Origin of the sequence: Bradyrhizobium sp. 149 (genome assembly GCF_023073915.1) — a bacterium.
Lineage (GTDB): Bacteria > Pseudomonadota > Alphaproteobacteria > Rhizobiales > Xanthobacteraceae > Bradyrhizobium.
In genome coordinates this window covers 322,001-348,813 of the sequence record NZ_JADPKK010000022.1, presented here as the reverse complement: position 1 = coordinate 348,813, position 26,813 = coordinate 322,001, and the positions used below count along the sequence as shown (strand labels likewise).

General features: G+C 64.2%; 28 protein-coding genes and 1 tRNA gene. 12 read left to right on the top strand and 17 right to left on the bottom strand.

Annotated elements, in window-relative coordinates; genetic code table 11:
* Positions 1–20: 20 nt before the first annotated feature.
* From IVA88_RS19305 to IVA88_RS19295, 3 genes are all read left to right on the top strand, one after another.
* Positions 21–1,154 (top strand): glycosyltransferase family 4 protein, encoded by a 1,134-nt coding sequence (locus tag IVA88_RS19305; protein ID WP_247498804.1) that lies wholly within the window; start codon positions 21–23, stop codon positions 1,152–1,154.
* A gap of 120 nt (positions 1,155–1,274) precedes the next feature.
* Entirely contained in the window at positions 1,275–2,825 is a 1,551-nt protein-coding gene (locus IVA88_RS19300) for an undecaprenyl-phosphate glucose phosphotransferase (protein WP_247498803.1), read from the top strand.
* A 169-nt stretch (positions 2,826–2,994) separates the two neighbouring features.
* Complete coding sequence (locus tag IVA88_RS19295; RefSeq protein ID WP_247498802.1) at positions 2,995–4,257, top strand: O-antigen ligase family protein; 1,263 nt, start codon at positions 2,995–2,997, stop codon at positions 4,255–4,257.
* Between the two features lie 66 nt (positions 4,258–4,323).
* On the opposite strand, the gene IVA88_RS19290 is transcribed toward IVA88_RS19295, so the two are convergent.
* Positions 4,324–4,794 (bottom strand): MarR family transcriptional regulator, encoded by a 471-nt coding sequence (locus IVA88_RS19290; RefSeq protein WP_247500352.1) that lies wholly within the window; start codon positions 4,792–4,794, stop codon positions 4,324–4,326.
* Positions 4,795–4,941: 147 nt separating this feature from the next.
* Between IVA88_RS19290 and IVA88_RS19285 the strand changes: the two genes are divergently transcribed.
* The gene (locus IVA88_RS19285; protein WP_247498801.1) at positions 4,942–6,138 is read left to right on the top strand and encodes an FAD-dependent monooxygenase; all 1,197 of its coding nucleotides are present in this window, start codon (positions 4,942–4,944) and stop codon (positions 6,136–6,138) included.
* Between the two features lie 115 nt (positions 6,139–6,253).
* On the opposite strand, the gene IVA88_RS19280 is transcribed toward IVA88_RS19285, so the two are convergent.
* The 3 genes from IVA88_RS19280 to IVA88_RS19270 all read right to left on the bottom strand — a co-directional run bounded on the left by IVA88_RS19280 (position 6,254) and on the right by IVA88_RS19270 (position 9,062).
* A complete protein-coding gene (locus tag IVA88_RS19280; RefSeq protein WP_247498800.1) occupies positions 6,254–7,432 on the bottom strand; it encodes a saccharopine dehydrogenase NADP-binding domain-containing protein in 1,179 nt (392 codons plus the stop codon).
* A 9-nt stretch (positions 7,433–7,441) separates the two neighbouring features.
* Entirely contained in the window at positions 7,442–8,224 is a 783-nt protein-coding gene (locus tag IVA88_RS19275; RefSeq protein ID WP_247498799.1) for a DUF169 domain-containing protein, read from the bottom strand.
* Positions 8,225–8,294: 70 nt separating this feature from the next.
* Positions 8,295–9,062: a YdcF family protein gene (locus IVA88_RS19270; RefSeq protein ID WP_247500351.1), complete on the bottom strand. Its 768-nt coding sequence runs from the start codon at positions 9,060–9,062 to the stop codon at positions 8,295–8,297.
* A 160-nt stretch (positions 9,063–9,222) separates the two neighbouring features.
* Here IVA88_RS19270 and IVA88_RS19265 point away from each other — a divergent pair, with 160 nt between their 5' ends.
* The 3 genes from IVA88_RS19265 to IVA88_RS19255 all read left to right on the top strand — a co-directional run bounded on the left by IVA88_RS19265 (position 9,223) and on the right by IVA88_RS19255 (position 11,127).
* A complete protein-coding gene (locus tag IVA88_RS19265) occupies positions 9,223–10,164 on the top strand; it encodes an acetamidase/formamidase family protein (RefSeq protein WP_247498798.1) in 942 nt (313 codons plus the stop codon).
* Between the two features lie 199 nt (positions 10,165–10,363).
* Positions 10,364–10,561 (top strand): hypothetical protein, encoded by a 198-nt coding sequence (locus tag IVA88_RS19260; RefSeq protein ID WP_007603456.1) that lies wholly within the window; start codon positions 10,364–10,366, stop codon positions 10,559–10,561.
* A gap of 74 nt (positions 10,562–10,635) precedes the next feature.
* The gene (locus IVA88_RS19255; RefSeq protein WP_247498797.1) at positions 10,636–11,127 is read left to right on the top strand and encodes a GcrA family cell cycle regulator; all 492 of its coding nucleotides are present in this window, start codon (positions 10,636–10,638) and stop codon (positions 11,125–11,127) included.
* A gap of 262 nt (positions 11,128–11,389) precedes the next feature.
* Here IVA88_RS19255 and IVA88_RS19250 read toward each other — a convergent pair whose 3' ends face one another.
* Positions 11,390–12,946, bottom strand: a complete 1,557-nt coding sequence (locus tag IVA88_RS19250; protein ID WP_247498796.1) for a porin — start codon at positions 12,944–12,946, stop codon at positions 11,390–11,392.
* A gap of 406 nt (positions 12,947–13,352) precedes the next feature.
* On the opposite strand from IVA88_RS19250, the gene IVA88_RS19245 reads away from it, so the two are divergent.
* Positions 13,353–13,859 carry a MarR family transcriptional regulator gene (locus tag IVA88_RS19245; RefSeq protein ID WP_247498795.1) on the top strand — a complete coding sequence of 169 codons (507 nt, stop codon included), beginning with the start codon at positions 13,353–13,355 and terminating at the stop codon, positions 13,857–13,859.
* A gap of 2 nt (positions 13,860–13,861) precedes the next feature.
* Here the strand turns inward: IVA88_RS19245 and IVA88_RS19240 are convergent, their stop codons facing one another.
* From IVA88_RS19240 to IVA88_RS19230, 3 genes are all read right to left on the bottom strand, one after another.
* Positions 13,862–14,974: an alpha/beta hydrolase gene (locus IVA88_RS19240; RefSeq protein ID WP_247498794.1), complete on the bottom strand. Its 1,113-nt coding sequence runs from the start codon at positions 14,972–14,974 to the stop codon at positions 13,862–13,864.
* Between the two features lie 294 nt (positions 14,975–15,268).
* The gene (locus tag IVA88_RS19235) at positions 15,269–16,237 is read right to left on the bottom strand and encodes an SDR family NAD(P)-dependent oxidoreductase (RefSeq protein WP_247498793.1); all 969 of its coding nucleotides are present in this window, start codon (positions 16,235–16,237) and stop codon (positions 15,269–15,271) included.
* A 144-nt stretch (positions 16,238–16,381) separates the two neighbouring features.
* Positions 16,382–17,290: a dihydrodipicolinate synthase family protein gene (locus tag IVA88_RS19230; RefSeq protein WP_247498792.1), complete on the bottom strand. Its 909-nt coding sequence runs from the start codon at positions 17,288–17,290 to the stop codon at positions 16,382–16,384.
* Positions 17,291–17,618: 328 nt separating this feature from the next.
* Between IVA88_RS19230 and IVA88_RS19225 the strand changes: the two genes are divergently transcribed.
* Positions 17,619–17,858 (top strand): hypothetical protein, encoded by a 240-nt coding sequence (locus IVA88_RS19225; protein WP_092257446.1) that lies wholly within the window; start codon positions 17,619–17,621, stop codon positions 17,856–17,858.
* A gap of 174 nt (positions 17,859–18,032) precedes the next feature.
* Here the strand turns inward: IVA88_RS19225 and IVA88_RS19220 are convergent, their stop codons facing one another.
* The gene (locus IVA88_RS19220) at positions 18,033–18,206 is read right to left on the bottom strand and encodes an alpha/beta hydrolase (protein WP_247498791.1); all 174 of its coding nucleotides are present in this window, start codon (positions 18,204–18,206) and stop codon (positions 18,033–18,035) included.
* Positions 18,207–18,493: 287 nt separating this feature from the next.
* On the opposite strand from IVA88_RS19220, the gene IVA88_RS19215 reads away from it, so the two are divergent.
* Positions 18,494–19,294 (top strand): tetratricopeptide repeat protein, encoded by an 801-nt coding sequence (locus tag IVA88_RS19215; RefSeq protein ID WP_249811311.1) that lies wholly within the window; start codon positions 18,494–18,496, stop codon positions 19,292–19,294.
* A gap of 6 nt (positions 19,295–19,300) precedes the next feature.
* Here the strand turns inward: IVA88_RS19215 and IVA88_RS19210 are convergent, their stop codons facing one another.
* The 8 genes from IVA88_RS19210 to IVA88_RS19175 all read right to left on the bottom strand — a co-directional run bounded on the left by IVA88_RS19210 (position 19,301) and on the right by IVA88_RS19175 (position 24,843).
* Complete coding sequence (locus IVA88_RS19210) at positions 19,301–19,993, bottom strand: hypothetical protein (protein ID WP_247500350.1); 693 nt, start codon at positions 19,991–19,993, stop codon at positions 19,301–19,303.
* A 124-nt stretch (positions 19,994–20,117) separates the two neighbouring features.
* A tRNA-Pro gene (locus IVA88_RS19205) sits at positions 20,118–20,195 on the bottom strand.
* A gap of 108 nt (positions 20,196–20,303) precedes the next feature.
* Entirely contained in the window at positions 20,304–20,882 is a 579-nt protein-coding gene (locus IVA88_RS19200; RefSeq protein WP_247498789.1) for a MerR family transcriptional regulator, read from the bottom strand.
* Between the two features lie 26 nt (positions 20,883–20,908).
* The gene (locus IVA88_RS19195) at positions 20,909–21,250 is read right to left on the bottom strand and encodes an integration host factor subunit alpha (protein ID WP_018456841.1); all 342 of its coding nucleotides are present in this window, start codon (positions 21,248–21,250) and stop codon (positions 20,909–20,911) included.
* Between the two features lie 133 nt (positions 21,251–21,383).
* Positions 21,384–22,364 (bottom strand): beta-ketoacyl-ACP synthase III, encoded by a 981-nt coding sequence (locus tag IVA88_RS19190; RefSeq protein WP_247498788.1) that lies wholly within the window; start codon positions 22,362–22,364, stop codon positions 21,384–21,386.
* Entirely contained in the window at positions 22,361–23,422 is a 1,062-nt protein-coding gene (gene plsX, locus IVA88_RS19185; RefSeq protein WP_247498787.1) for a phosphate acyltransferase PlsX, read from the bottom strand. The genes IVA88_RS19190 and plsX overlap by 4 nt, the downstream gene beginning before the upstream one ends.
* Positions 23,423–23,719: 297 nt before the next feature.
* A complete protein-coding gene (locus IVA88_RS19180) occupies positions 23,720–24,283 on the bottom strand; it encodes a DUF177 domain-containing protein (RefSeq protein ID WP_247498786.1) in 564 nt (187 codons plus the stop codon).
* A complete protein-coding gene (locus IVA88_RS19175) occupies positions 24,280–24,843 on the bottom strand; it encodes a ubiquinol-cytochrome C chaperone family protein (RefSeq protein ID WP_247498785.1) in 564 nt (187 codons plus the stop codon). The genes IVA88_RS19180 and IVA88_RS19175 overlap by 4 nt, the downstream gene beginning before the upstream one ends.
* Before the next feature lie 98 nt (positions 24,844–24,941).
* Here IVA88_RS19175 and IVA88_RS19170 point away from each other — a divergent pair, with 98 nt between their 5' ends.
* A complete protein-coding gene (locus IVA88_RS19170) occupies positions 24,942–25,427 on the top strand; it encodes an outer membrane protein assembly factor BamE (protein WP_247498784.1) in 486 nt (161 codons plus the stop codon).
* Between the two features lie 95 nt (positions 25,428–25,522).
* Positions 25,523–26,524 (top strand): tripartite tricarboxylate transporter substrate binding protein, encoded by a 1,002-nt coding sequence (locus IVA88_RS19165; RefSeq protein ID WP_247498783.1) that lies wholly within the window; start codon positions 25,523–25,525, stop codon positions 26,522–26,524.
* The last annotated feature ends 289 nt before the right edge of the window (positions 26,525–26,813 follow it).

Genomic DNA, 26,813 nt, shown 5'->3' with positions numbered 1-26,813 from the left:
GTCGAGCGCTGGTTTTGATCATGCCCCCCTCTCCCGACCAGCCGCTTCGCATCCTGCACGCCGTGCGCGCTCCGGTCGGCGGCATCTTCCGCCACATCGTCGACGTCGCCAACGGCCAGGTCGATCGTGGCCATCATGTCGGCATCCTCGCCGACAGTCTCACGGGCGGTGAGCGCGCCGACAAGGCCCTTGCCGAGCTCGCACCGCGGCTGAAACTCGGCGTGCACCGGATGGCGATCCGCCGCGAACCGTCACCTGACGACGTCCTGGTCTGGATTCGCTTGCGGCGCCTGATCGCCGCGCTCAAGCCCGACGTCATGCATGGCCACGGCGCCAAGGCCGGCGCATTCATCCGCATGCGGCGGCGTTCCGACGACGCCATCCGCATCTACACCCCGCATGGCGGCTCGCTGCATTATCCCCTCAACACGCTCAAGGGCGAGTTTTACGCGCGGCTCGAGCGTACGCTGATGGGCGCGACCGACCTGTTTCTGTTCGAAAGCGCGTTTGCCCGCGACACTTACCAGCGCATCGTCGGCACGCCGAACAGCGTGGTGCATTGCGTATTCAACGGCGTGACGCCGGAGGAATTCGAACCGGTCGTCATTGCCGACGACGCCACCGACCTCGCTTATGTCGGTGAGTTCAGGCACATCAAGGGCGCGGATCTATTGGTCGATGCGGTGGCGCGCCTGCACGCGGGCGGCAAGAAGGTCACATTGACGCTCGGCGGCGACGGCGAGGAGACCGTAGCGCTGAAGGCGCAGGTCGAGAGGCTCGGCCTCTCCAGCGCCATCCGCTTCATCGGCCACGTCAAGGCGCGCTACGGCTTCTCCAAGGGGCGGCTGCTGGTCGTTCCCTCGCGTGGCGATTCCATGCCCTATGTCGTGATCGAGGCCGGCGCCGCCGGCATTCCGATGATTGCCTCCAAGATCGGCGGCATCCCCGAAATCTTCGGCGCGGAGAACCCGGCGCTGTTCGCGCCGAGCAACGCGGAGGCCATGGCGGAGGCGATTGCGGCCGCGCTCGACAATCCGCAAGGAACAGCGCAGCGCGCCTCGTCCCTTCGCGAGCGCATCTCCGCGCATTTCTCCCAGCAGGCGATGGTCGACGGCGTGCTCGCGGGCTATCGCGACGCATTTGCCAATCATTAACCATCCTTAAGGCCGCTTTAGAGAATCTTCCGATTTGTCCGTTAGTCCAAGGGCCAGGGGATGCTCGCCCGGGGCGCAAGGACGCGGTCCGCGGGCTGTTTGGAATGGACGTGGACGCCCGTGGAACCGCTCAACGCACGCTCGATGCTCGATGCCGCGACCAGCGCCGCGGCGAAGCCGGCTGACCAGCCCTTCGTGGAGCGCCGCCAGCGGCTCTCGCTCGCCGCGCTCGACGTCGTCAACCAGAAGGTCGCCCGCGCCTATTCGCCGATCGTGATCACCGGCTTTGTACGCCTCGCCGATTTCGCGCTGCTGAGCCTCGTCGGCATCGCACTCTATCTCGGCTATGTCATGCCGCTCGCCGGCTCCTTCAGCTGGATTTATCCCGCGCAGATCGTCGCCGTCGCGGTCTCCGCAGTGGTCTGCTTCCAGGCCGCCGACATCTATGAGGTGCAGCTGTTCCGCGGTCAGCTCCGGCAGATGACGCGGATGATCTCCTCCTGGTCGTTCGTCTTCCTGCTGTTCATCGGCATCTCCTTCTTCGCCAAATTCGGCAGCGAAATATCGCGGCTGTGGCTTGCCGCCTTCTACTTCCTCGGGCTCGCCGCGCTCGTCTGCGAGCGTCTTGTGCTGCGCTCGCTGGTGCGCGCCTGGGGGCGCGAGGGCCGGCTCGACCGCCGCACCATCATCGTCGGCTCCGACCGCAACGGCGAACAATTGGTCGAGGCGCTGCAAGCGCAGGAGGATTCCGACATCCACGTGCTCGGCGTGTTCGACGACCGCAACGACAGCCGCGCGCTCGACACCTGTGCCGGCGCGCGCAAGCTCGGCAAGGTCGACGACATCGTCGAGTTCGCCCGCCGCACCCGCATCGATCTCGTGCTGTTCGCGCTGCCGATCTCCGCCGAAACGCGCATCCTGGAGATGCTGAAGAAGCTCTGGGTCCTGCCGGTGGACATCCGCCTCTCCGCGCACACCAACAAGCTGCGCTTCCGTCCCCGCTCCTACTCCTATATCGGCGAGGTACCGACGCTGGACGTGTTCGAGGCGCCGATCACCGACTGGGACCTGGTGATGAAATGGCTGTTCGACCGCGTCGTCGGCAGCCTCGCGCTGCTCGTGGCCTTGCCGGTGATGGGATTGGTGGCGCTGGCAGTGAAGCTCGACAGCCCCGGCCCCGTGCTGTTCCGCCAAAAGCGCTTCGGCTTCAACAACGAGCGCATCGACGTCTACAAGTTCCGCTCGATGTACCATCATCAGGCTGATCCGACCGCCTCGAAGGTCGTGACGAAGAACGATTCGCGCGTCACCCGCGTGGGCCGCTTCATCCGCAAGACCAGCCTCGACGAGCTGCCGCAGCTCTTCAACGTGGTCTTCTCCGGCGATCTCTCCTTGGTCGGCCCGCGTCCACATGCGGTGCAGGGCAAGCTCCAAAGCCGCCTTTTCGACGAGGCCGTCGACGGCTATTTCGCCCGCCACCGCGTCAAGCCCGGCATCACCGGCTGGGCCCAGATCAACGGCTGGCGCGGCGAGATCGACAATGAAGAGAAGATCCAGAAACGCGTCGAGTTCGACCTCTATTACATCGAAAACTGGTCGGTGCTGTTCGATCTCGTCATTCTGCTGAAGACGCCGATCTCGCTGCTGACCAAGAACGAGAACGCGTATTGAGTTTGTCGTGCCGGAGCCACGCTGTCGTCGCCCGGCTTGACCGGGCGATCCAGTAATCACCGGCAGCGGAACTGCCACGAACGGCTCGGAGTACTGGACGCCCGCTCCAGTGCGCACAAGGCGGGGCATGACGGCGGAAGTGGTGTGGTACGAGTAGCGTGAGCGTGTGATGGCGTATGCGGCGACAGCCGGGGAGATGAATGCAGCGGTTCGCGCTGCGCCCGGCGTGCTGGCCCTCCAGCGCGCGCTGGTGTGGCTGGTCGGCGCCTCCGGCGCGATCGTCTTCATCGAGCCGAGCCCCTACGAGATCGTGACGTTGCTGGCCACCGTCACCTTCTTCGCCACCGGCCTGCGTCTGCGGCTCGCCCTGATGCCACTGGTGCTGATGCTGATCCTGCTCAATGTCGGCTACACGATCAGCGCGATCCCGCTGTTCGAGCAGTCCGAGGTGGTGAGCTGGATTGCGACCTCCTGGTACATGGCGGTGACGGTCGTGTTCTTCGCGATGGTCACGTCGGAGGACACCGCGGCCCGGCTCGACATGCTCCGCCGCGGGTTGGTGGTCGGCGCGATGGTCGCCTCGCTGTCGGCGGTCGCCGGCTACTTCCATCTGGTTCCCGGCGGAGACGACCTCCTCACCCTCTACGGACGCGCGCGCGGCACCTTCAAGGACCCGAACGTGCTCGGCGCCTTCCTGATCCTGCCGGCACTGTTCTCGCTCCAGAGCGTGGTTTCCGACAAGTTCGGCAAGGCTTTCCGCAACCTCATCGCCTTCGGCATCATGTCGCTGGCGATCCTGCTCGCTTTCTCCCGTGCCGCCTGGGGCGGGCTGGTGCTGACATCCGCCTTCATGCTGGCGCTGATGGTGCTGACTAGCCGCACCAACGCACAGCGCTCGCGCATCATCGTCATGGCGATCCTGGCCGCAGTGCTGGGCCTTGCGCTGATCGCGATGCTGATGTCGTTCGATTCCATCGCCGAAATGTTCAAGCAGCGCGCGAGCTTCGACCAGAGCTATGACGAAGGCCGGTTCGGCCGGTTCGGCCGGCACATTTTGGGCGCAGAGATGGCGCTCGACCTGCCGTTCGGCATCGGCCCTCTGCAATTCCACCGCTTCTTTCCGGAGGACACCCACAACTCCTATCTCAACGCCTTCATGTCCGGCGGCTGGCTGTCCGGCATCTGCTATCCCGCGCTGGTCTTCACGACCGTCATCATGGGCTTTCGACACATCTTCGTCCGTGTGCCATGGCAGCGCCCCTATCTGGCGGTGTTCTCCGCCTTCGTCGGCACCGTCGGCGAAAGTTTCGTGATCGACACCGACCACTGGCGGCATTTCTGGATGATGCTGGGCGCGATGTGGGGCATGATCGCGGCCGCACAGATCTACAAGATCAGGGACATCACCGTTCCGATGGAATCGGAACAATGATGTCTGTTTTCTTGCTTTGACGCGTTTTCTTGACGCGAACCGGTATCCACTTCGCTCGAAAACGCTCTAGCGACGAAGCTTCTTCAGCTTGAGATCGGGGCGCTTCTCCGGCGGCGTGTCGAGCAGGCCCTTCAGCGCCGCGGTCGCCGCGAGCACGCCCTTGTAGCCCTCATTGGCGAAGCGCAGCAGCAGCCGCAATTCCTGGTCGGAATAGCCGCCGAAAACCTTCTCCATCGCCTGCTGCATCGGCACGTAGAACTGGCCGACCCTCTCTAGCGCCTCCGGCACGACGGCAATGAAGACCTTGCGGCGATCGGCGTCGTCGCGCTCACGACGCACCAGGCCCGCCTTCTCGAGCCGGTCGACCACGCCGGTGATGGCGCCCGTGGTCAGGCCCGTGACTTCGGCGAGCCGGCCGGCGGTGACCCGGCCTTCGAGATACAGGATGTCCATGCATTCGAGATCGGAGTTGGCAATGCCGGCGACGTTCGCAACGGTCTGGCCATAGAGCACGCCCTGCGCGGACGACCTGCGCATCGCCTCCTCGAGCTCCCGCAGCAGCGCAGCGCGCGCCTTCGTCCTTGACAAGGCAGACCTCGTATCTTAGTCGATATATATCTTAGTCACTAAGAGATTTAGCAACTGCAATTTCTCCTAGCACCACGGAAACGTCGGGAGCAAGCCATGTCCTATCGTCCCCGCAAGGCCCTTGTCATCGGCGCCGGCATCGCCGGGCCGGTCGCAGCGATCCTGCTGCGCCGCGCCGGCATCGAATCCGCGATCTACGAGGCATGGCCCTATTCGAAAGGCATCGGCGGCGGCCTTCAGATCGCGCCGAACGGCATGCAGGTCATGGACGAGATCGGCCTTTCGAACGAGCTGATCCGCCGGGGCTCGATCGCGGAATCGTTCGACTTCTATTCGCAAGGCGGAGAGAGGCTTGGCTCCATCAACCGCGACATGGCGCGGCGTTTCGGCCAGCCCGCGGTGAACGTTTGCCGCGCCACGCTGAACGAGATGCTGATCGACAAGGCCTGGTGTGCGTGCGTTGCCCTGTATTTCGAGAAGCGCCTGATCAAGATCGAGGATCGCGGCGACCAGCCAATCATCGCCTACTTCGCCGACGGCAGCACGGCCGAAGGCGACTTCCTGATCGGCGCCGACGGAGTGCACTCGGTGACGCGCCGCCAGGTCGTTCCGGACGGGCCGCAACCGTTCGACACCGGCCTGATCGGCTTCGGCGGCTTCGTGCCACACGCCGTCCTCGACGGCCGGCCAATCGGCCGTCACGTCGAGACCACGTTCGGCCGCAGCGGCTTCTTCGGCTACGGCTATTGCAGTCCCGATCCGAACGACGGCGTAATGTGGTGGAGCACGCAGCCGGCGCACGGCATGGACGCGGCGATGTTCCGCGCGCTCGACCGCGCGACGCTGAAGCAGCATCTGCGCGGCTTCCACCGCGGCTGGCACGATCCGATCCCCGCCATCATCGCGGCGGCCGAGAACATCGTGGTCACCGACACGCTCGACGTCGCCACCCTGCCGACCTGGTCGCGCAAGCGCTCGCTGCTGATCGGCGATGCCGCGCATGCGACCAGCCCGCATGCCGGTCAGGGCGCCTCGCTCGCGCTGGAGGATGCGATGCGCCTCGCCAGGCTGATGCAGGAAGGCCAGGAGCTCGGCGCCACCTTCCAGGCCTTCGAGGCCGAGCGACGCCCGCGCGCGGAAAAGATCGTCGCTCTGGCGCGCCGCAACGGCAACAGCAAGCGCGAATTCAGCGCCACCGGCGCGTGGATCCGCAATCAGATGATGAAATGGCTGCTGCCGCTGGGATCGAAGAGCATGGATTTCATGTACGCGTACGACGCGCGGGCGGTGTGATTGCGTGCCGCCGTACGGTGGGCAAAGCGAAGCGTGCCCACCACTCGCGGAGCGAAACCGCGGAGAAATGGTGGGCACGGCGCGTTGCGCCTTTGCCCACCCTACGAAAGCTGAACTAACTTTCCAGCTTGAACGTCAACCCCGCATGCTCCTGCAGCCGCTTGATCAGCTTGTGCTGCATGGCCGCGCCCGGCGTCCAGAAGCCGGCTGCGACCTCGGTCGTGTCACGCAGCATGCAGATGGCGCATTCGGAGATCATCTTCGAGGTCGAGCCGTAGCCGGGATCGCGGTCGCCGGTGACGCCGGCGCGAACCATGCGGCCATCAGGTGCGATCGCGATATAGAGCAGATCGAAGAGACCGTTTTCGCGCTCTTCCTTCGACGGCCCCTCGCCCGGCTTCGGTGCGTCGGGGCCGGTTTTGCCCGCATTGGCAGCCATCACGCGTTTGGCGTTGTCCTCGCCCTTCTCGCCGGGACCGGTCAGAACCATCTCGTCGTAGACGAACTCGCGGCCGTAGGGGAATCCCATCAGCATGTTGGAGCGATGGACGTTGCGGGTGTTGATCAGCGCCATCATGAACGGCGCGGCCCAGGATTGCAGGTCCTCCTCGAAAATCGCCCTGTTGCCCTTCGGCTGTTTCGGTCCAGTGAAGCCCGGCGTCAGCGCAAAGTGATCGTTGAGAATTGCGACAAGGCTGAGATCTTTCGCCACCGCATCGAAGGTCGCTTTCGCACTCGCTGCGGTGCCGCCTGACAGCGTACCGCGCATGTCACGCACACGGCCCTTCACGCGAGAGGCGGCCGCGCCGAATACGCGCTTGGCCTCCTCCTGCACGAAGAATGCTCCGAGCTCGAACGGCACGGAATCATAGCCGCAGGAGAACACGATGCGTGCGCCGCTCTCTTTGGCAGCCGTCTCGTACTTGTCGATCATCTGGCGCATCCAGATCGGCTCGCCGCAGAGATCGAAATAATCGGTGCCCGTGGCAACGCAGGCGGCGAGCAATTCTTCACCGTAGTGCTGATACGGGCCGACGGTGGTGATCACCGACATCGTCTGCTCCGCCATCGCCTTCAGCGAGGCCGCGTCGGACGCATCCGCGACGATCAGCGGCGTATTCCCGGGCGCGCCGATCGCATCGCGCACCGATTTCAGCTTGCCGAGGCTACGACCTGCCATCGCCCATTTGAGCGCGTGGTCGCTCTTGTAATGTTGAGTCAGATATTCGGCGACGAGCTGGCCGGTGAAACCGGTCGCGCCATAGACGACGATGTCGAATTTCGCAGAGCTCATGGTCGGCCTTTACTTCTTCGCGTAGCTCACGCCCATGCCCGCACGGACGTCGCTTTGAATACCATAGGGCGGGATCGGATAACGCAGGCCGTTCTTGGCCAGCGCCTTCATGCCCAGAACCGCCTTGGCGAGATGTTCCGGCTTCAGGGCCATCAGCATCTCCTCGTCCGGCACGCCGCCATAGCGCCGTTCGGCATAGCATGGCAAGGACAGGCTGGGCTCGCCGGTCTTCAAGGCCCGTCCCCAGGAATCCGCGCAAGCGGTCTCGCCGACCACGCCCCATTCGAACTTCTTGTAACCGGTATATTGCAGCCCGTTGATCAGGATGATCATCTGCCCCGGGGTCGCATAGACGAGGCAGATGTCTTGCGGATCGAGCCGGCCGCTCGCCAGCGGACTGACCGCGAGCGCCTGATATTGCCCGAACGGAACCACATCCAGCGCCTCCTGGCGCTTGCGCGCGTCCTCTGCGGTACCATGCCAGACCCCGACATAGTTCTCGCCGGCGAGCCATTTTTCGTCCTGCGGCGCAAGGCCGATCACCGCGCGGCACTGCGCGCCGACGAGATCGTCGGCGGTGATGCCCACGGTCCAGCCCAGACGCGCGGCCATGCTGACGATCTGGTCGGTGGTGTGGATCGCATTCGGCCGCCGGATTTTCGGGATCGCCTCCATGTCCGCGGCCCGCGCGAACAGCTTCATGCCGATCACTGTGGTCTTCAGCCGCAGCAGGCTGTTGAGATCGGCGACGAGGCCGGCAAGATCGATGCTGTCTGCACTCTGCTGTTGCATGGCGTCCTCCCGGCCGGCGGTCGCGCGCGGCGCTGTGTTCTTGTTCTGCAGTCCTCGTTCTAATCCTTTTCTAATCCCTGCCCGGCCCCGGCAGCAACTCGCCGGTTCGTCCCATGATGCGGTAGGTCAAAAGACCTATCCATTCGCGCACCGCCACCTCGGTCCTGGCAAGCCCGTCCCCGCCGATGCGGGTGAAGGTGAAGAGATCGTCACGCCCGCCCATTCGCCAGTCCACGGGATAGGCTTCGACGTCAAATCCCGCCTTGCGAAAGATCCCCATCGAACGCGGCATGTGAAACGCCGACGTGACCAGGAGCCAGCGTTCGCCCGGCTTCGGCGACACCATTTGCCTGGTGAAGATCGCATTCTCCCAGGTGTTGCGGGAATCGCGCTCGAGGATCAGGCGCTCCTTCGCTATGCCGAGACTTTCCAGGATCGGTGCGGAGTAGTCGGCTTCCCTGGAATCCGTATCGACGAGGTTCGCAGTGCCTCCGGTGAAGACGATGCGCGCATTGGGATAGCGGCGCGCGAGCTCCGCCGGCGCAAACAAGCGATCGGCGGCGTGCGAGACGACCGGCGTGCGGTGCGCCGCCGACAGATCGGTGTCGACGGAGCCGCCGAGCACGATAATGCCGTCGGGCGCACCGCGCGCCGGGTCCCATGCCGGAAACCGCGCCTCCAGCGGATAGAGCAGCAAATTGCCAAGCGGCGAGAACGCAGCCAGCGCCAGCAGGATCAGCGTGGTCACGGCGAGCTTGCGGCCAAGCGCGGCAAAACGCGTCGCCATCAGCAGCAGCGACAGGATTCCGAGCTCGACCAAGAGATTGATCGGCAGCAGCGCGGTGCCGAGGGTCTTGGAAAGAACGAAATACAGGGGAGCCTCGCTGGAATGATCGTGGCATATGCGGGCTTGACCGCGCCGTCCATCTTCAGAAATCTTCTTGAAAGAGGATCGATCGCCTGGTCAAGCCCGGGCCTATGAAACGGACCGAGGCCCCATGAGCCATCACCACCTGCATTCCAGCCCCGAAACCTGTCATTGGGGCTTCTTCGAAGCTGCGCTCAAGCCCGTCCTCACCATCGCGAGCGGTGACGAGGTGACGGTCGACACCATCAGTGGCGGTCCGGACGTGCTGCCCGACCCCAGCAAGTTTCACATTCCGCCCGAGATGTTCGACGTTCATGCCAAAAACGAGCGCATGCTGCCCGGCCATATCCTGACCGGCCCGATCGCGGTCGAGGGGGCTGAGCCTGGTGACGTGCTCGCGGTGGAGATCCTCGACGTGCAGCTCCGGCAGGATTGGGGCTGGAACATGATCAAGCCGCTGTCCGGCACCCTGCCCGACGATTTCCACGAGACCCGCATCCTGAACATCCCGCTCGACCGGTCGCGGATGGTCGGCCGCTTGCCGTGGGGGCTCGACCTGCCCCTCAAGCCGTTCTTCGGCGTGATGGGGGTTTCGCCGCCGCCGGCCTGGGGCCGCATCTCCTCGCTCGTTCCGCGTGCCATGGGCGGCAATCTCGACAACAAGGAGCTTGGCGCCGGGGCGACGCTGTACCTGCCGGTGTTCGTCCCGGGCGCGCTGTTCTCCTGCGGCGACGGCCATGCCGTGCAGGGCGACGGCGAGGTGTGCGTCACCGCGATCGAGACCGCACTCCAGGGCCGCTTCCGCCTGACCCTGCGCAAGGATCTCAGGCTCGATTATCCCCGCGGCGAGACGGCGACGCACTACATGACCATGGCGATGGATCCCGATCTCGACCAGTGCGCAGTGCGGGCGCTACGCGACATGATCGTGCTGCTCGGCGAGAGACGCAATTTGTCGCGTGAGGACGCCTATACCCTGTGCAGCCTGGCGGCCGATCTGCGGGTGACCCAGACCGTGAACGGCTCCAAGGGCATCCATTGCATGATCGAAAAGGCGATCGTGCACGGCTGAGCTGGTCCGCCCACTCGTGACCTGCCGGGGCCGCGCCGCCGCCGGCCTGTTCGCGCGGCGTGGCCTGTCATGCCCAATTCCTTCGCGATTCCAACGGGCTGAACAATCGCCGCAGGCTGCATTTGACTTCCGCCCGTAAACCTAAATAGAGTCTTAATCGTTACTTTTATGTACCCGAGTAAGAGGCTAGCGTTCGGCCATGGCCACCGAAAAAGCCGAGACTGACCGCATTCCCGTAACCTTGGCGCTCTCGACCATCACCTATCTGGAGAAGCTGGTGAGACAGGGCACCCACGGCACCAGCGTTCCCGGCGTCGCACGTACCTTGATCGAGGAAGGCATCCGTCTCGCCATCAAGGACGGTCTTTTGTCGATTCGCGACAATGGCAGGACGTGAGCGCGCGCCGGACGTGAGGCGGACGGATCTCGAGAAGCGGATGGCCGACATCTGCAACCTGGGACCGTTACACCATGCCTGTTCTCTCGCCGACTTCTTCACCAACTTGGACCGACGAACGAATCGAACTTTTGAAGCAGCATTTCGAGGCCGGGCTCTCCTGCCGCGAGATCGCCGCCGACATCGGCGTCAGCCGCAATGCCGTGATCGGCAAGCTGTCCCGCCTCAATCTGACGCGCGGCCGGACCATCGACGAACGCAAGGTTCAGGACAGGGGCTTGGCGCCTTCGCGCACGTCGCGGGCCGTGCCGCGGCTGCAATACGAGATGCTCGCGACGATCTATGGCGAGACCGCTGCGCCAATGGTCACCGGTCCGATCGATGACGCCAATCGCTGCTCGCTGCTCGAGCTTGGCGAAAATCGCTGCCGCTGGCCGATCTCGACACCTGGCGCAGACGATTTCTGCTTCTGCGGCAACTCCGCCCCCGACGGCCAGTCCTATTGCGCCGGCCACAGCCGCCTCGCCTACCGGCCGAATTCCCGCGCACGCGTGATGCGCGGCTGAGCCATGTCGCAAAACGAAAAACCTCCGGCAGGGCATTGCCGGAGGTTTCTGGAGGTTTAGCATCAAGCTAAGAGCCGCAACTTTCGTAATCGGCTGGGAACTATATAGCTTAGTAACTCAGGTAAGTAAATAAGTTGGGGCCGATCGAATCGCATGGCTCGTCTTCGTCACTCGCAGAGGCTGCCGGATTTTCCGAAAGCCCATCTCGCAAAAAAAGCCCCGGCGGTGTCCCGCCGGGGCTGCGTCATATCCTGCCCAAGACTTACCAGTTGCGCTGGGCGCGAAGCAGCAGGCTGTAGGTGTCCTGATCCTTCAGCTCATACGTGGCCGCAGGCTTGGCAACGCTGGTGAGCGCCGGCGTCGTGATCACGCCCGAGTACTTCTGGTCAAGGTGGCTGTAGGTGAAGTCAGCCGAGAAGGTCAGGTTCTTGACCGGCGTCCAGCGGGTGATGACACCGATCTGGCCGATGTTGAAGTCCGGGTTGCAGGTGCCGGTCAGGGTCGCGAACGCGGCGCTGCCGCAGATCATGCTCTTGGCCGTGCCGCTGTAGTTGACCGCAGCCCACGCGCCGTAGAGCGCCGAGTTCCAGTACGGGCTCCAGTTGTGGGTGTAGGCACCACGGAAGCCGTAGGTCTTGGTCAGCTCGAGGCCGCCGCCGGGACCGAACACCGCGTCAGACACGCCGGCGAAGCCGATGCTCTGATACGCGCCGCCCGAGCCGCCGAACATCGAGTAGCTGGTCGCTGCCAGCTCCTGGAAGTTGTAACGGCTCGCACCGTCGGTGTAGACGCCCGAGATGTTGATCACGTCGCCAGCACCGGTCGGGATGTTCTTGATCGACAGAGCCAGTTGGACGGCCCAGCCCCACTTGTCTTCAGGGTGACCCGTGGCTTCGCTCGCGCCGTAGTAGCCGACGTGGTTGTCGTGCGCAGCGACCGAGGCCTGGAACAGGCCCCAGGCCTGGTCGACGCGGAGGGCGCCGACGAGGTCGGGGGAGCGGGTGCCGCCGAGATCGTTGGAGCCGTAGGCACCGCCGAGGACGCCGGTGGTGGACATGCCGGCGGTGTTCCAGATGTTGGTCTGGAAGACCTGCGTCTGGTCCTGCGCGGAGAAAATCGCCGTCACGCCCTGGCCGAAATCGGCCGTGTAGGTGAACTGGGCAACACCGTTGGTGGTGCCGCTGCCGCCGACGAGCTGGTCGAAGTTGTTGCCGGGATAGTTGATCCAGGGCGCGTCGAACTGCGACACGGCCTTACCAAGGGTGAAGCCGGCGAACTGGATGAAGGCGTAGTAGACGCCGAGCGCGCCGCCCGAGGTCGTGCCGTCGGTGCCGTTGACGGCGCCGCCGGTGGAGCCGATCAGGCCCGTGCCTGCGGCGTTGAGGCCGAGCGTGCCGCTGTACTGGGTGGCACCCGTTCCCGAACCGGCGCCGACATAGTTGCCGGTCGTCCAGGTGAAGACCGCATCGAAATAGGTGCGGACGACGCCGTACTCGGTCGCGGTGCGCGTATCGATGTTGAGATCTTCACGAGCGCGCATCGAGTAATAGTTCGTCAGGCGGTTGTTCGCCGCGAAGACGTTGTTGTACTGGGCGCTGTAGTTGCCGCCGGCGTTGAGCGCCACTTCGGCACGCAGATAGCCGCCGAGCTTGATGCAGGTGTCGCTGCCCGGGATGTAGTAGAAACCCGCGCCGTAGAGCGAGCAGACCTTCACGTACTCGACGGCCTTGGCCTTGAGCGGAAGATCAGCCGCCTGAGCTCCACCGACGGCGATCAGACCCGCCGCAGTGCCGAGCAAAAGGCTCTTCACCACTTTCATTTTAAAAACCTCCAAGTTGCTCATTTTACGAAGACCGGACCGTGAGGCCCCCCAGATCCCCGTCTTTCAAATCCGCTCGGCCGCTTTGCGCTTTCGGACACACCCGCCTTCGACGCGAGGGACGTGAGCGAACCACCTGCAACGGGACGATCGAGTACCCCCCACCGTCACCGAGCAATATGCCTGCGCCGTTCACTAATCAAAATACCTTATTTGATAAGCTTTGTGGTTTCGCTAAACCTGTGCCCCGTGCGCAACACCCCTGCGAGGCGATTCCGTGAGCTGATCATGTTTGTAGTTTTAGTGACAAAATTAGCCTGCTCTGCACTTGCGTCAGAGCAGGCTTGCGTGGACTATGGCTTGCACGACACCGGCCGCAAACAAGTCAGATCACGGGAGTGACGCTGTGTCAGCGACGAGGAAAGAAGGGGCGCGCCTCCGCCCCATCGGCAATCTGGACATCATCAGGCGCTTCACCTGGGAGATATCGTCGATCAACATGTATCTGGAGGAGCTGCGTCAGTTCTGGGCGAGAACGCTTGGCATCAGCGGCCCGCAATGGCTGATCCTGATGGCGATCTCCGACCTCGACAAGGACGACGGCATTCCGGTCAACGTCGTCTCGAAACTCCTCCACGTCGATCCCTCGTTCGTCACCACCCAGTCCAAGCTGCTCGAAAAGAAGGGCCTGTTGCGCCGTCGCCCCTCGCCGACCGACGCAAGGGTGGTCCGGCTGTCCCTGACCGAGAAGACGCAGAAGCACCTGACGAGCCTCAACGAGCAGTACAAGACGATCAAGGAATTTGTCTTCCAGGAGTTCGACGAGCGCGAGCTCACCGAATTCACCACCAAGCTCGCGATGTTGAAGACCCGTCTCGAAAAGGCCTGCGTCCGCCTGACCCTCGATTTCTGACGCTAGATCCGCCCCGCGGCGCCGAGCCGCGATTCGAGCCAGTCGAAGATGTATTCATTGGCAAGGCTCGGATTGTCCGCATGGGACTGCGCCGCGCCGGTTTCGGCCGCGGTGAACACTTTCAACATGACATCCGAGCTGCCGAGCCGGGACGTCTGCACGATCTGACGCGCCCGATCGGCCTTGAGCCAGCCGTCCTCACCCAGCGTGATCAGCACCGGGCAGTCGGCGCTGGAAGCCATCAGCGGGGCATGCGGCACCGGAACGATGCTGACGTCGCTCATCGCGAATCGGCTGGCGAAGAAGGCGCGCTCATGCAGGTCCCACAGGCCGCCATCGCAGACGGCGGCGGCAAGCCGCGGCTCCTGCAACACCGCGCGCGCCACGAAGGAAGAGCCCCAGCCATCTGCGACGATCGCGACGCGCTCGAAATCGACGTCGCTGCACGTCTCCAGATAGTCCATGACGCAGGGAATCGAGCTCTCGAGATCCCGGCGTCGCAACAGCGCGTCGAGATAATCGTCGCGCTGGTCGCCAAAGAGATCCAGCGCCAGCAGCGAGAAGCCGCGCTCGCGCGCATGCGGCGCGAGCTTGAACAGGAACTCCTCCTTGCGGTGGCCGGGCTCGCCGATGCAGATCACGGTCGGGGCTCGCACTCTTCCCGACGGCGCGGGCAGGAAATAGCCCTGTAACGAATGTCCGTCGAGCCAGGGTATCGTCACGACTTCCCCGGCCGGTTCGCGCGCCGCGAGAAACCGGCGGGCGCAATCCTGCATCGCGAGCACCGCGACCCAGCGGCGCTCGTCCGCCTGATCGAGCGGCATTGCGGCTGCACTGTAGTAATTCATGGCGCGGAGCCAGTTGCGCTGCGCGGTCGCCCTGTGACCTTCCGCGAACGCGGCCTCGGCCCGATGCCGATTGGCCTGCGCCAGCTTCTTCCACTCGCGATGCCAGGACTGGTCTTCGCCGCCTTTCAGCTGCCGCGCGATCATCAGGCATTCCGCGATCGTCGCGCCGCCCTCCTGAGCCGCGGTGAGGAGCCGCGTGAATTCAGCGGAGATGTCCTCTCGCTCGGGGCAAAGGATCCAGTCGTCGGAGAGGCATGCGGGTATCATCGGGAGCTACGCTCTGGTCATCGCCTTACACATGACTGACTAAACTATTTTGGTTCCCTGACCAAGCTGCCGTGCGCCGAATGAGGGCTGTTCGAGATCACCATCGCTTGAACGCATGGACGTGTCGCATGCGTGACATTCGAATTCGTCATGAGTGGCCGAACACTGGCAAGAGAACACTGGCAGGAGATGGCAGCTATTATGACCTGCGCACCTCTTGCCATGATGGCCATCATACCCATATTCACGCGCGCTCGCTGACGGTCTCGGCCATATAGTCTCGGCCACGCGATCTCAGCCGAGCGTCCAGCCGACCTCCTGCGTAAAACTTTCGTAGAAGGCACGGTCGTAGGCCTGCTCCGGCGTGGCGCGCACGCGCGCGTCGAGACGTTGTGCGTCCTCGCCCACGAGAATGCGCCATCGCTCCGCCTTGACGCCGTCGAGGATGATCTTCGCGGCCTGCGCCGCCGTCGTCGGCGCATCCTCGAGGAAGCTGCGGACGCGCTCGGCGAACGCCGCCTGGATGTCCTCGTCCGACATCTTGTCAGCATCCGGCACGCCGGCCGCGACCATGCGCTTGCGGGTCAGCGCGACCTCGTCCGGGTTGAGCCGCTCCGAATCGTCGCTGCTCTGCACCTTGCGCGAATTGGAGACGATCGAGGTGCCGATATGGCCGGGCATTACCACCGAGCATTTGACGTGCGGCGCGTGCAGGCGGAGGTCGTTGATCAGCGCTTCGGTGAATCCCTTCACGGCGAACTTGGCCGAGCTGTAGGCGGTGTGCGCCTGATTCATGCCGATCGAGGCCCAGAAACCGTTGACGCTCGCGGTGTTGACGATGTGAGCCTCGTCCGCGGCGACGAGCATCGGCAGGAACGTGCGCACGCCGAGATAGACGCCGCCCCAGCAGATGTTGAAGGTGCGCTCCCACTGCTCGCGCGTGTTGGTGAACAGGCTGCCGCCGCCGCCGATGCCGGCATTGTTGAACAGAAGATGGATTTTGTCGGTCTTCTGCTGCTCGGCGAGCTCGTCGCGGAATCGCTTCAGATGATCCTCGATCGAGACGTCGGCGACATGCGTCGTGACGCGCAGGCCTTGCAGCTTCTCGACCTCGCACAGCCGCTTGGTCTCGGCCATCGCGGCTTCCGAGACGTCGCACATCGCGACATTGCAGCCCTCGGCGACGAGCTGCCGCGCGAGCTCGCGTCCCATTCCCGTGCCGCCGCCCGTGATGACGGCGATCTTTCCTGCAAAATCCTTCATGGGACTTCGGTCCCTCCCCTTGTCGGTATGTTTCTTTCATCGCCGCACTGTTCGCGAGAGCGCGCGCAAAATGTAGCAGCGCCGCATCCGCAGGTAAAAGCGGATCGGCGCTGCATCTTCATATCCGTTGTTTCGGCCGGCGGATCATTCCGCCGCCTCGACGCGCGCTCCGTTCAAGGCCCCGAGCGCCTCCAGCGCCTTGCGGGTCGCCGCCTGCTGCGCCGGCGAGGCCTCCGGCATCGGCGCACGCGGATAGGTCCTCGGCAGCCCCTGCAGAGTCTGTGCGTAGCGCGTGCAGGCCGGCAGATTGTCGGCAATGATCGCGTTCCACAGCGTGAGCAGCTTCTTGTGCAGCTCGAGCGCGCGCGGGTGGTCGCCCGCCTTCACCGCATCCCACAGCGCGACGGAGGCATGCGGCGCCGCGGTCAGGATCGCGGCGATCGAGCCATGGGCCCCCAACGTGTAGGACGGATACATCAGGGCATCGACCGCGCTGTAGATCAGCTTGTCAGGCGCCATCATCATGAGGTCCGCGAACAGTTTGAGATCGCCTGCGCTCTGCTTGACGCCGACGACCAGCGGCACCTCGGTCATGATCCGCGTCAGCAGCGCCGGCGAAAGGTACGACCACGGCACCACGTTGTAGATGATGATGGGCATGCCGGTCTCGTCAGCCATGGCGCGGAAATGCGCCACCATCGCCTCGTCGTCCGGCTTGAAAAGGTAATGCACCGGCGTGACCTGGAGGGCGGCGACATTCATGTCGCGCACGAGCTTGCCGCGGCGGATCGCATCGCGGGTGGAATCGACGATGATGCCGGCGATCACGGGAATGCGTCCCTTCACCGCCGCGACCGTCGCTTCCATCAGGTCGCGATATTCCTCGTGATCGAGCGTGTGCCCCTCGCCGGTCGAGCCGCCGGCCGCGACGCCATGCGCGCCGGCGCCGATCATCCAGTCGACCTGCGGCGCCACGAGGCTGGTGTCGATCTCGCCGTCCTTCCGGAACGGCGTCGTCATCGGCGGGATCACGCCGGTCGGTCGTGCCTTCATGGTCTGCCCTCGCGTTTCCATATCCCTTGTGGCGGTCCCGCTCTTTTGGCGAGTGTCCACAGCCTCGCGAGACTACCGGCTCCGCGCGGCCTGTGAAGCGCCACAGGCGCGGCGCTGCCCCCGGAAATCGACATTCCTGGGCTCGCCGGATGTCGTTCCCCGTATTTGCCCGGCTTCGGTTTAGGGGCAATTTTTTTACAATCCGAATCTTCAATGGACTCCGGACGCTGGGTCGAGTCGGCCAGGCCAGCGTGTTGTTTACGTCACAGGCTCTGGCACTCCGCTTGCATCCTCTTCGTGGTCAGAAACTACCGATGAGGTGACTGGAATGTTCGTGACCGTCGTTGCCGTGCTCTGCCGGCTGAGCGCAGCCAGCTCAGGCAGTTGCATCGAGGAAATCGTGACCGACAGCAACATGACGCCCGAGATGTCGCTGATGCAGTGCGCGATCGGCGCACAGGCCCCATTGGCGAAATGGATGGGCGAGCATCCGATCTACCACGCCAACTGGCGGCTCGATCGCTACAAATGCGTGCCGGGTCACTACGAGATCAAGGGCCACGCCTAAGGTCCCGCAAAACTAGTGATACACGAGGAAACGCCCGGGGGCTGCCTTTTCCCTCTGCGGCCACGGCGCCAGACCCATTGCGGCGGAGCGCATTTGTGACGACGATCACACGTTCACCTTAAGCCACCGCTCGCAAAATGGTCGCACGCGTCTTGCGCCCCTCCGGCGTCGGCGTCAGCGCGTATTGCGCGGCCGGTCACGCAGCAGATGCAGCTCGACCTGCATGCCCACCGCCCTCGCCCGCTCCGCGAGATCGACGCTGTCGGAATAGAGCAGATCGAAGCTGCATCGCTTCGTCGGCAAGCAGATCCCGCGCACCGGCCAGCTCGAAGACGTCGAAGCCTTCAAGCGCAGGTCCACACCTCAGTGCGCGCCAATCTCGAAAGCCGGCGCGAGGAGATGGTGAGGACGCCAGTGGACGAGACGACACGGTTCGCCGCGGTATCTGAGATAATCGGCTGAAGCCGAAAGGAAAGCGATGGGCATCCGGCCAACACGCCAGGTCGGCGAAGACGAATAGCGGTTGCCCGACGCGCGGGCCGCGGCCATACTTGTCGCTTCGATAGACGTCGGTTGCGAGCCCAGTGTCGAAGCGCCCTGTTCTTCCCCCCAACCGCGGACCTCATCAAACCGGCTTGCTCGAGCGCGCTACGCTCGCGCTGCGGATGCAGAATTTCGCCGAGGCGGAGCGGCTTGCAGCCGAAGTCTTGAAGACAAGCCGGACCGACATCGTGGCGACATGGATTCTCGGCCGCGCCTTGCTCGCTCAGAATCGTGCAGCGGAGGCGATCGTCCCCTTGGACAAGGCGGCGCGCCGCACGAGTGATCCGGGCATCGAGACTCTGCTTGGCGCGGCCCTGGGCGAATCCGGGCGTCGCGCGGAAGCCATCGAACAACTGCGCCAGACCGCGGCGCGCCGCCCGCCTTTCCTGCCGGCCTTCCAGGAGCTCGCCGGCCAGCTTGCCAAAGACCGGCGCGTTGATGAGGCCATTGCCGCAATCGGCAGCGCTCTCGCGCTCGCGCCGGAAAACATCGACCTGCAACTGGATCTTGCGCGCCTGCATCTCGAGCGCAATGCGCGCGGTGAGGCGCGCCCGATTCTCGTCATGGCCCACAAGGCCGCGCCTGGACGTCCCGATATCTCGACGCTACTTGCACGCGTGCTGCGACAGGATGGTGATTATGCGACGGCCGCAGAGATGTACCGGCTCGCGCTGGCGCTGCGACCCGACGATGCCGTGACACGGGCAGATCTCGCCGCCTGCCTGTTCGAGTTGGGTGAGCGCGAAGCGGGCGAGGCGAGCCTTCGTTCGGCCGTACGCGGGCGGCCCCGGATGCTGGCACAAGCCGCCTACACGCTCGTCCATTCATCGCGTGGTCGCTTCTTCTTCCGCCCGAGCGCGCTCAAGACGTTTCTGCAAGGCGACATGCAGTGATGCGGCTCACGCACGGAACTGCCGTCGATAAGCGCCGGGCTCCTGCGCAACCGACTTCGTCACCTCGAACACCCGCCGCATCTCCTCCGCAGTCAGCGGCGCGGTCTGAGCAACCCAACTTTCCCGCTTGACCGCCACGCATTGCGCAATCGGCGTCCCCTTCGGCAGCACGCCGCTGAAATTCACGTCGTGCCAATGCACTGGGAAATGGATCCAACTGTCGCGATATCGATCGCAATCGACGAGGCCCGTCAGCGTAGTAAATGGCAGATCGAAGCGATTGATCGGATGCATGAACAGCACCGCATAACCTTCCGGTGCTTCGATCAGCCATGGATTGCGAAACTTGATCAGAAGCCGGTCCGGCTCGAACAACGGCGATCCCGTGACCTGGCTTGAATCGTGAAATCCGAGGGGCGAGCGCGGGAAATCGAGCTCACCACCGAGCGGCAGGTCATTGTCCCAGGAAATCTCCCCGTTCTCAAACCTGACATCGCACATCAGTGGGATAAGGAAGCCGCTCGTCATGGCGTCGACGAACGGAGGACACCGCTTGACCGTATCCTCCTCGCGCTGATTGATCGCGTTGAAGGCCTGCGTCGGCATCGCCTTCAGCCAGGCGGGCAGGCCCAAACTCGCGGGGACCGGCGGCGGCAATTTGTCTTCGAGGCCCGGCGGACAGCGGAATTTGAGGATCATCGGCTCGTCTGGCACTGCTGATGCTCTCGTTGTCGCCGGGCAGACGCCCTCAGCCTCATCGCGGACAGACAAAGCTCGCGTCGCCAGCTCTCGCGCGTGTGCTTAGCCAAGTCTACGAACAAAATGGTCGGAGCGAGAGGATTTGAACCTCCGACCCCTAGTCTCCCAGACTAGTGCGCTAACCGGGCTGCGCCACGCTCCGAACGTCGTTCCATTAGCTAGGATCGCCGGTTTGCGCAAGGCGAGGTCGCAGCATTTTGGTGCCTCTGCCGAAAGGCTGCGGAACTCCCACAGCTGAGGGAGGCCGGCGTCAGGCGTCCTTCAGGGCCTGATCCAGCATTTCGCGGCAGGCCACGAGATCGGCGAGCACCCGTGCGAGGCGCTCCCGGTCGATGGCGCTGGGGCCGGCGGGCGCGGCGGGGGTGCCGCCCTTGCGGAAGGTGGTGAGGATTTCCTCGTCGTCGGTCTCGGAGAAGCGGAAGTCGATGCCCTCCTCCTCCTCGCCCTGGTAGTCGTCATCGTCGCTGTCGCGGGCGCCGCGGACGCCGGTCTCCTCCTCGGGCTCCATCAGGCTCGCGCCGACGGCGTCCTCGATGGCACCGAACGAGACCGCGGCCGCGCTGTCGGCCAGGCCCTGCACCGATTTGACGCCGTGCTCTTTCAGGATCCGCTGCACCCCGCGGATGGTGTAGCCCTCCCCGTAGAGCAGACGGCGGATGCCCTTGAGCAGGTCGACGTCGTCGGGGCGGTAATAGCGGCGGCCGCCGCTGCGCTTCATCGGCTTGATCTGGGAGAATCGGGTCTCCCAGAACCGCAGCACGTGCTGCGGAATGTCGAGTTCCTGCGCTACTTCGCTGATGGTTCGGAACGCATCCGGCGCCTTGTCCAAATGCCAAAATCCTTCGCGAAAGGCGGTTACGCCTCGGGTTGCGCCTTGCTGGCGTCGCCATTGGTGCGGTGCTGGGCGTTGATCCGCTGCTTCAGGATCGCCGACGGCTTGAACACCATGACGCGGCGAGGCGAGATCGGCACCTCGGTGCCGGTCTTGGGGTTGCGACCGATGCGCTGGCCCTTCTTGCGGACCATGAAGGAGCCGAACGAGGACAGCTTCACCGTCTCGCCTTTCTCAAGGCAATCGGTGATCTCCTTCAGCACCAGTTCCACGAAGGCGGACGATTCCGTGCGCGACAGACCCACCTTCTGGTAGACGGCCTCGCACAGATCGACACGCGTTACGGTTTTACTTTGATCGGTCATCGCCCTGCCCCACATCACGGCGAACAATTGTTGTCTGAAATTATGAGCTTAAGATACGCCGGTCAACAGCGCTCATCAATGCAGGCGCATCGATAATCCGCGCTGATTCGGGCAAAATTTTATCGAGTGTGGCTTACCAGCGCACCAGCGCGGAGCCCCAGGTGAAGCCGCCGCCCATGGCTTCCAGCAGAACCAGGTCGCCGCGCTTGATGCGGCCGTCCTTGCGCGCCACCGACAGCGCCAGCGGAATCGAGGCCGCCGAGGTGTTGCCGTGACGATCCACCGTCAGCACCACTTTCTCCGGCGGGATATGGAGCTTGTGCGCGGACGCGTCGATGATTCGCTTGTTGGCCTGGTGCGGCACGAACCAGTCGATGCTGTCTGCATTGAGACCGGTCGCCTTGAAGGCGTCGACGATCACGTCTGTGATCATGCCGACCGCGTGCTTGAAGACCTCGCGGCCCTCCATGCGCAGATGGCCGACGGTCTGGGTCGAGGACGGTCCGCCATCGACGAACAGCTTCGCCTTGTGGCGGCCGTCGGAGCGCAGATGCGTGGTCACGATGCCGCGGTCGGTCGCGGCATTGCCCGGCTGCTCCTGCGCCTCCAGCACCACCGCGCCGGCGCCGTCGCCGAACAGCACGCAGGTGCCGCGGTCGTTCCAGTCGAGGATGCGCGAAAAGGTTTCCGCGCCGATCACGAGCGCGCGCTTGAAGGCGCCGGTGCGCAGGAAATTGTCGGCGGTGGCGAGCGCGAACACGAAGCCCGAGCACACCGCCTGAAGGTCGAAGGCCGCGCCATGGTTGATGCCGAGCCCGTGCTGCACGGCGACCGCGCTCGCGGGGAAGGTGTTGTCAGGCGTCGAGGTCGCGAGCACGATCAGGTCGATCGACTGCGCGTCCACGCCGGCATCAACGAGCGCAGCCTGCGCCGCCTTGAGCGCCAGATGCGAGGTGAACTCGCCCTCAGCCGCGATACGTCGCTCGCGAATGCCCGTGCGCTGCACGATCCACTCGTCGGACGTGTCGATGCGCGCCGCCAATTGGGCGTTGGTCACCACCTGCTCCGGCAAATAAGAGCCGCAGCCCAGTACGACCGAACGAATTTGAGTCACGAAACATCCTCCGGCGCGGTCGGCACGAAATTGAGTGCACCGCCCTCGCGGTTGAGCATCTGATTGATCTTGTTGAGAAGATCGAATTTGACCATCTCATAGCCAACATCGATCGCATAGGCAAAGCCTTCGGAGCTGATTCCGCCATGGCTCTTGACCACGATTCCGTTCAATCCCAGCAACACGCCGCCGTTGGATTTGTTCGGATCCATCTTGTTGCGCAGAGCCTGGAAGGCGCCGCGCGCCAGGAGATAGCCGAGCTTGGACAGCCAGCTCCGCTTCATCTCGTTGCGGAGCAATTCGGCCATCTGCCGCGCGGTTCCCTCGGCGGCTTTCAGCGCGATGTTCCCGCTGTAGCCCTCGGTGACGATGACGTCGGCCACACCCTTGCCGATGCCGTCGCCCTCGACGAAGCCGAGATAGTCGAGCTCGGGCAGGTTCCTCGCGCGCAGGATTTCGCCGGCCTCGCGAATTTCCTCGTGTCCCTTGATCTCCTCAACCCCGATATTGAGCAGGCCGACCGTGGGACGCTTCTTGTTGAACAACACGCTGGCCATCGCTGCGCCCATGATGGCGAGCGACACCAGATGATGCGTATCGCCGCCGATGCTGGCGCCGAGGTCGAGGACGACGGAATCGCCGCGCTTGGTCGGCCACATGCCGGCGATCGCCGGACGGTCGATGCCGGGCAGCGTGCGCAGGTGGAAGCGCGACATCGCCATCAGCGCGCCGGTATTCCCGGCGGAGACCGCAACATCCGCCTCTCCCCTTTTCACCGCGTCGATGGCAAGCCACATGGAGGAGGTCCTGCGGCCGCGCCGCAGCGCCTGGCTCGGCTTCTCCGCCCCGCTGACCGCGACATCGGTATGGATGATCTTCGAGGCGGCCTTTAGTGCGGGGTGGCGGTCGAGCTCGGGCTCGATCTTGGCGCGGTCCCCGATCAGCAGGAATTCGATCTCGCGATGCCTGTGGAGCGAGATGGCGGCGCCTGGAATGACCACGGCGGCGCCGGCGTCGCCCCCCATGGCGTCAAGCGCGATGCGAACCTTGCTTGGCATAAAAGTCCTGGAAACCTGGTCTGGTGCGGTCATGAACGAGCGGGGCCGCAAATGGGTTCGCCATGAACATGGCGGCCGGTCAAGCGCCACGCCGCACCCGGACCGGGGCGCGACAATAGCGTTTTGTTATCCCGAAACAACCTCTTGCCCCCAGCCTTTTGCACCCGGGACAATCCGGCTGCAGACGGGTGAATTCACAAGAATTATATAGAAATCAAGCTGATAATTGAACCTTTCAAACCACCGCTGCAAACACCTCACCCCCCGCAGCAAAGCGGTCCTACGGGAAGACGGCACCTATTGATCGTTCTTCTTGTCCTGAAGCGCCTTCAGGACCGCAAAGGGATGGTCCTCCGGATCGGGGGCGGTGACCTCGGCCTCGAACACGACCCCCGGCTTCCGCGGGTACGGATCGACCGCCAGGAACAGGGCGTCGGTGGCGAGGCGGCCGAGGTCGATGATGCCATTGACGATCGCCTCCGGCGGGTCGGCGATCTGCTCATCATTGTCCTGCCCTTCCTCGATCAGGTCGGCCAGGCGGCGGATCTCGGCCTCGGGGGCGAATATCAGGTCCACCTCCTCCTCGATCTCGCTCTCGATCGGGTCAAGCGTGACCACACAGGTCTGGCCGATCCGGGCGCGTACGGTCCCGGTGACGTGGATCCGGTTGCCGCTTTTCGGCACGACATCGAAGGCGGCCTGGGCAGAGAGGACCTCCCGCAGGCCTGCCGTCTCGGCCATGGCCTGCCGCTCGGCGACCGAGGCCTCGAGCTTGCGATGCAGGCCGGTGTCGGGGATCTGTGCGACGAGAACGGGGACCCGCCAGGGATCGGGCCCGGATCCTGTAATCGGTCGGCTCATGGCGTGACATCCTCGGGAAGCGCTGGAGGAAACTTGAAGGACGCGCCCAGCAGTGCGGCCTCGCCGGTCCGGCCGAGCTCGGCCTCGGCAGCCCTGGCGTAGGCCGCCAGCCGATACGCCTGGTCCATGCCGGCCCCATTCAAGATATTCTTGCAGATCGCCGATGCCAGCGCCTCGCCGCCTTCCATGGCCTGATCGTAGGCCTGGACTCGGCCGTAAAAGGCCTCGCCGAAGGCCCGCATCCGCTTCGGCACGGTCTGGTCGCCTATCCCCATCTCGCGCAGATTGTCGTCCATGTCCTCGCAGAACCGGTCGAACAGTGCCTGCGACAGCTCGGTGGCGCCCTGTTGGGCGGTGCCCTGGACCGTGCGCAGGCGGCGCAGCAGCAGCCAGAGGTGCAGCAGCAACAGATCGAAACGCCCGTTAACCGTATCTGGCACGCCCAAGTCGCGGTAAAATATGGGTTCTCGCGCCTGCGTCACGATCATGCCATAGATGGCTTCAATGGTGCCCGGCAGGGCTAGCCGGGGTTTCCTGAAGTGATTGAACGGCCAAAGCATTGTGGTTTCCGCAAGCGGGCGCGCGCGTGTTGCATTCAGAGCCTCCGCCCGGTACTTCAGCGCCTCGCGCGACGCAAGGGGACGGAATCAGTTCCGCTATGACGATAACCAACCAGACCGGCCTGCGTGCAGACAAGCGGCATGGCTTTCAAGCACGTTGGCGCGGCTTGCGCCTGTTCGCGGCCGTGGCCCTGGTTGGCGTTGCGCTTGCGGGCTGCACCGGCGAGCAGTTCCAGAAGGGTTACATCCTGCCGCCCGGCGCGCTCGAGCAGATTCCGATCGGCGCGAGCCAGGATCAGGTGCTGATCGTGATGGGCACGCCCTCCACGGTCGCAACCCTCGACGGCGAGGTGTTCTATTACATCTCGCAACGCTCGGAGCGCATGGTCGCCTTCATGAACCAGAAGGTCGTCGATCAGCGCGTCATCGCGGTCTATTTCGACAAGAACCGGCGCGTGCGCCGGCTTGCGAATTACGGCCTGCAGGACGGCAAGATCTTCGACTTCATCAGCCGGACCACGCCGACATCGGGCCAGGAGATGAGCTACCTCACGCCGATCTTCAAGCTGCTGAGCTTTAACTGAGCCTTCAGCCTGCGGCGTCGTGCCGCTTCGTGCGGCTTGCCGTTGCGCGTCCGGTTCCATACGCTCCCGCAAAACAAGAAGCAGGGAGTGGATTCGTGTCCAATAAATTGCTATCCCGCCGTCGCGTGCTCACCGGTGCTGCTGGCCTTTCGGCTGCAGCGATCCTGCCGCGGTCGAGCCTGGCGGACTGGAAACCCACCGAAAACGTCCGCCTCGTTGTGCCGGCTGCCGCCGGCGGTTCGACCGACGTGATGGGTCGGCTTCTGGCCGCCCATCTGCAAACCGCCTGGGGCCAATCGGCTGTGGTGGAAAACCGCTCTGGCGGCGGCGGCACGATCGGCACGGCCGAGGTGGTCCGCGCCAAGCCGGACGGCCACACCATCCTGATCGGCAATCCCGGCCCGAACGCGATCGCCTACAGCATCTTCAAGAACCTCACCTACAAGCCGGACCAGCTCCAGCCGGTCTCCAACATGATTCGGATCCCGAACATCGTCTCGGCGCATCCCAAGACCGGCATCAAGTCGATCGCCGAGCTGATCGCCTATCTCAAGGCCAATCCGGACAAGCTCAGCTACGCCTCCTCCGGCGTCGGCCAGAGCCCTCACCTCACCGGCGCCTGGTTCCTGCAGCTCACCGGCTTGAAGATGACGCACATCCCGTTCCGTGGCGCCGGTCCCGCGCTCCAGGCGGCGCTCGCCGGCGACATCCAGATCCTGTTCGACAACCTCTATCCGAGTCTGCCGCAGGTGCAGAACGGCACCCTCACCGGCCTCTGCGTCACCACGACGGAGCGCAGCGACTTGGCGCCGAACCTGCCGACCATGCGCGAGAGCGCGCCGGAGCTCGCGGCTTTCGACGTCTCGTCGTGGTTCGCGGTTTTCTTGCCGAAGGGCGTCCCGGCGCCGGTGCTCGAGGCACTCAATCTCCAGGTGAAGGCGATGCTCGAGCGCGACGACATCAAGAAGAACATCGCCGCCATGGGCGCCCGCGCGGACTACGGCACCCCCGACCAGTTTGCCGCCTTCGTCGACGCCGAGACGAAGAAGTTCGCCGGCATCATCCAGAAGGAAGGGCTGCAGATGGACGTGCAGTGATGGGATCGGTCTGCGGCGCCGGGGCTTTGATCCAGTTGAAAACGAGGAGCACCGCCGCAGCCGATGCGACCGCCAAGAGGGTGCGTGCTGAAGCGACCCTGATCTCCTGGCTCCGGTTTGCGATTTGCCGCAGCTTGGACAGAGGGTCGTGCCCATCGGCATATCGCTGCCGCACCGATTGCACCTGGTCATCTCGAACTTCATGGTGACCACCCTCTCCGGAAATAGCCGCTCCGATTGGTAGCCAGCAAAAAACCCGCGGCTTGCACCGCGGGTTTGTCGCAGGAAG